The sequence below is a fragment of the Kitasatospora sp. NPDC059088 genome (genome assembly GCF_042738155.1).
Taxonomy (GTDB): domain Bacteria; phylum Actinomycetota; class Actinomycetes; order Streptomycetales; family Streptomycetaceae; genus Kitasatospora.
In genome coordinates, this window is the sequence record NZ_JBHYGR010000094.1 from 11003 (window position 1) to 14945 (window position 3943).

General features: G+C 73.6%; 4 protein-coding genes. All 4 read right to left on the bottom strand.

Annotation, left to right across the window (positions count from 1 at the left end; genetic code table 11):
• Positions 1-282 precede the first annotated feature (282 nt).
• The 4 genes from ACFWXO_RS32000 to ACFWXO_RS32015 all read right to left on the bottom strand — a co-directional run bounded on the left by ACFWXO_RS32000 (position 283) and on the right by ACFWXO_RS32015 (position 2790).
• Positions 283-609: a hypothetical protein gene (locus tag ACFWXO_RS32000; RefSeq protein ID WP_380528202.1), complete on the bottom strand. Its 327-nt coding sequence runs from the start codon at positions 607-609 to the stop codon at positions 283-285.
• A gap of 240 nt (positions 610-849) precedes the next feature.
• Positions 850-1548, bottom strand: coding sequence for a hypothetical protein (locus ACFWXO_RS32005; protein WP_380528204.1), 699 nt, complete (start codon positions 1546-1548; stop codon positions 850-852).
• A gap of 152 nt (positions 1549-1700) precedes the next feature.
• A complete protein-coding gene (locus ACFWXO_RS32010) occupies positions 1701-2267 on the bottom strand; it encodes a hypothetical protein (protein WP_380528206.1) in 567 nt (188 codons plus the stop codon).
• A gap of 175 nt (positions 2268-2442) precedes the next feature.
• The gene (locus ACFWXO_RS32015) at positions 2443-2790 is read right to left on the bottom strand and encodes a hypothetical protein (RefSeq protein ID WP_380528209.1); all 348 of its coding nucleotides are present in this window, start codon (positions 2788-2790) and stop codon (positions 2443-2445) included.
• Positions 2791-3943: the final 1153 nt, after the last annotated feature.

Sequence of the window (3943 nt, forward strand, 5' to 3'; positions counted from 1 at the left end):
GGCCCCCCCCCCCCCCACCCCCCCACCCCCCCCAGCGGGGGGGCGGGGGGGGGGCCCCCGCCCCCCCCGGCCCCCCCCCCCCCGTTCGGCTCTCGGGGCGCAGGCCCCCGCTGCTGTGCGCCCGTCGGCGACCAGCCGCTGCTCCGTGCCGCGCCAGCCCCAACAGGGTGACGCGACGGTGCCCGGATGGCCGGTCGGCCCCACGTCATCGGGCGGCCTGCTCCGACCGGCCCCGGGGGGAGTCCCCGGGGGGACGGGCCAGCCGCCCGCCCGAAGGGGGCGTCAGGACCGCAGCTCGGCCCCGGCCTCCTCGGCGTAGCCGACCTCGTAGACCACCGGGTGGCCCTGGTCTCCCGCGGCCAACGGGTGCCCCTTCGGCCAGGACACGGTCACCACGGCGTCAGCCACGGCGTCGTCGATCAGGCGCAGCACCTGGTCCCGCGCAGAGTCGCTCAGGCCCTGCTGCTCCTCGTCGGCTTCGGTGGCCTCCACCTTGGCGCCGTACTCGTCGATGGTGTTCTGGTGGGCGGAGGCGATGATGCCGGCGCAGGCGGCCGTGAGGTAGCCGGCGGACACGGGCAGGTTCTCGGGGAGGGCGGTCAGTCGCATCGGTTGACTCCTTCGGGGTGGGGCCGCCCGCGGGGTGCGGGCGGCGTCGGACGTCGGCGGGGTGCGGGTCGGCGAGGCCGCCGAGCAGGGGCCGGCGGTGCGGCAGTGCTCGCACCATCGGTCATGGCGGTGTTCGCTGGTCGGGTTGCTGTGCGGCTGCGGGTCCGGCGCGCGCCGGGTCTGCGGTGGTCGCGGTCGACCCCCGCGGTGGATGCTAGGGGCCGGCCGCGCGCGGCCGTGTCAGGCGATGCGCTCGACGTGGGCGAAGATGACTCGTTCCTCGGAGTGCTGGTCGAAGCCGCGCTCGCCGCTGTGATGGGTGAACCGGTAGGTCCCCGGCGGCACCTCGACCACCGCCACCCGCTGCCTGGCGGGGTCGCCGCCCCGGCTCCGCCAGTGGTCGTGGTCGGCGATCGAGTACGCCCACACGTCGGTGCAGACGGTTGTCAGGCAGACCTCGCCCGGCAGGTCCACGGCATCGCCGTCCTCGTCGAGGGCGGAACCGGCGATGATGTACCGGTCCGGCCCGGTGCGGTACAGGCCCGGACAGCTGTTGCCCACCGGCCCGTAGGCGCAGCCGATGGCGGCCAGGGCCTCGATCGCCTGCGCCTTGCCGAGGGCGGAGTAGTAGCTGGCCCGCACCTGCGAGTCCACGTCGAAGTCGTAGACCGGGCTCAGGTTGTCGCGGACGACCATCTTCCCGGACGGCACTTCCAGGGTGATCACGGTCGTGATGCCGTCCGCGTACCGGCAGGGCTCCTCGGTCTGGACGGAGCCGTCCCGGACGGTGAGCTCCACCTTCTCGTCGCAGTAGAGGCAGTAGGGCGTGCCGCCCAGCACGATGAGCGGCTCCTCGTCGTCGACCAGGTAGACGTCCAGCTTGTCCTTCCGGATGAACAGGTGGCCGTTGCTGTCGAGCGGCAGGGTGGTGAGGGGCATGGGGGCTACTCCTGGTTGATCTGGGCGGGTTGAGGGGGCGGACCAGCCAGGACCGCCCCCGATGTGGAAAACTATACCACATAAAACATGCGGCGGGTGCTCGCGTTCGGCACCGGTGCCGGGGCATGGTTCCGATCGCCGGGTGCGGTTGATCAGGGGTTGGCGGGGCAGCAGGCGGCCCAGTGCCACATCAGGCAGGGGGCCCCGGCGCCGTGATCCGGGCAGGTGGGCTCAATGCGGTCCCAGCCGACTCCACCGCACGGGTGGGTGTGGCAGGTGCAGGTCTTGTACGTGGGGGTGCCGTGTTTGACGCCGCGGGAGGCCTCGCGGATGGCGTCGATGACGGCCTGTTCGCCAGCGTCGGCCCGCAGGCCGAGCGAGATGGGCAGGAGTGCGGCGCCGACCTGTGCGGGGTCGGCCAGAGCATCCAGTGGGAGGCCGGCCGGCTGCTCGGTGCTCCCGTCCTCGCGGAGGCTGGCCCACTGCCAGCCGTTCTCGGTCGACCAGGCGGCGAGCAGGCCGTCGGGGTGCTGCTCGGCGCTGACGAGCGGGTGATCGGCTCGCCAGGTGAGGACGGCGGAGGGGATGGTGTTCCCCGCCGTGTCGTACTCGTCGTACTCGCGGATCTCCAGGTGGCGGGGTCGCAGGCCGGCGGCGGCGAGGTGGGTCTCGACGCTGTCGATGTACGTCGTCGCCTGGTCCTGAGTGAAGTCGGTCATGGCGTCCTCATTGCTGTTGCGCGGGCTTGGGCTGAGCGGCTCCTCGGGCGCCGCCGCGAAGGTGCGCGTCCCGGGCCGCGATCGGGTGGAGCGGTGGCCGGCGCCTGCCCGGCCGCGGGAGCGGTGGCGGGCAGGCGGCTGGGCGGGCCCGGCCGCGGAGGGCCGGGCGATGGTGTCAGGACGCCAGGGCGGCGATCTGGGCGGCGGAGTGGTCGCAGGCGCGGCACTCGGTGCGCGGCTGGCCGCTGGTCAGGCAATGGGTCATGGCCCATTCGACGGAGGTGCGTGCGGTGCCGATGTGCCCCGCGATGATGCTGTCGGGGCGGACGGTTGCGACCTCTTCCATTTCGGCCAGCAACCGGATCTTGCCGACCAGGTTCCCGGCGTCCTCGCAGGCCTTCTGGGCCCTGGTGAACCCCAGGCGGGTGAGGCGGCCGGTCGGAGCGGCGTGCTCGTCGGCGGCGATGAAGGCGGCGTTCGCCGTGGCGAGCAGTTCGGTGGTGGTCTTCACGGTGGCGGGCATTGGTTTCCTTCTCCTGGGGGCGCGTTGGCCAGGCCGGCCGCCAAGCCAGCCCGACGTGAACAACAATACCACATGAAACGCTACACGTCTGCTCGTGTCGGCCGAGGAAGCGCCGTCCCGGCCAACCGGACACGATGCGGTGGGGCCCGATAGTTCTCGCGAACCGGTGGTTCCCGTGGTGGGAGAGCACGGTTGCCCCGGCCGCCGTCAGCGCTTCGGCCAGCCACCTTGCGCCGCCCTCCCCCGGCCGTCGCGGCCGCGCACCCATCCCGACCAGCCGCTGCTCCGCCGCCTGGTGGCCCACCTCGTTGTTCCGGATCTTGGAAGCGACCCGGTCGGACAGCACCGTGGCGTCCGGCAGCACCGTCAGCCGGCGTGGCCGCGTCCGGCCGAGATAGGCGAACCCCTGGACGGCGTAGACATGGCCGACATGACCAGGGGAGATCAACTCGCTGCCCAGCGGGGTGATCCTGGTCCGCGGCTGCGGGTCGGAGTGGGCGACCACCCCGCGCACCCCCCGGCCGGCGGCCAGCGCGAACGCCCTGGCGCAGAACCACGACTCGGCGTTCGACTCCGCGCCGTCCAGGAGCACCAGCCGGTTGAGCTCCAGACTCTGCCGGTAGGGGGCCAACTCGGGGAACACCCGGGTCAGCACCTCCACCTTCATCGGCACCCCCAGCGTCAGCACGCCGTACAACCGGCCGCCCGGCGGCTCGCCCGGTCCCGGCTCCTCGCCGACGCGTTGCAGCCCGAACGCCATGCTGACCACCGGCCAGGACCCGCTGTAGTGGTGCGCCTCGACGAACCGCCGTGCCGGGCCCTCCGCCAGCGCCACGCACCGGTACGCCTCCGGGTCGAACCCGCCCGCGCTGGTCCTGAGCCAGGACGGGCGGCGGGCCGTCCAGCGCTGGCACCAGCCGCTCTCTCCTGGGAGGTCCAGGGTCAGCTGCTCGGCGGTGGGGCCCAGAGCGGACCGAAGGGTCGAGGGCATGACGGGATCACTCTCCTTGGTCGGGTGGGTCGGGCGCGGCCCGCGCGCCCGTGGAAGGGGGCGCCCCCCCCCCCCCCGGGGGGGGGGGGGGGCCCGGGGCGCCCAACACGGCCCCCAGAGCCCCGGGCGCCGCAAAAATTAGGGGGGTGGCTCGGCCCGGGC

What these genes read in the sequence shown, in the direction of transcription:
- ACFWXO_RS32000 (WP_380528202.1), bottom strand. Translation starts at nt 609, where the DNA reads ATGCGACTGACCGCCCTCCCCGAGAACCTGCCCGTGTCCGCCGGCTAC.
- ACFWXO_RS32005 (WP_380528204.1), bottom strand. Translation starts at nt 1,548, where the DNA reads ATGCCCCTCACCACCCTGCCGCTCGACAGCAACGGCCACCTGTTCATC.
- ACFWXO_RS32010 (WP_380528206.1), bottom strand. Translation starts at nt 2,267, where the DNA reads ATGACCGACTTCACTCAGGACCAGGCGACGACGTACATCGACAGCGTC.
- ACFWXO_RS32015 (WP_380528209.1), bottom strand. Translation starts at nt 2,790, where the DNA reads ATGCCCGCCACCGTGAAGACCACCACCGAACTGCTCGCCACGGCGAAC.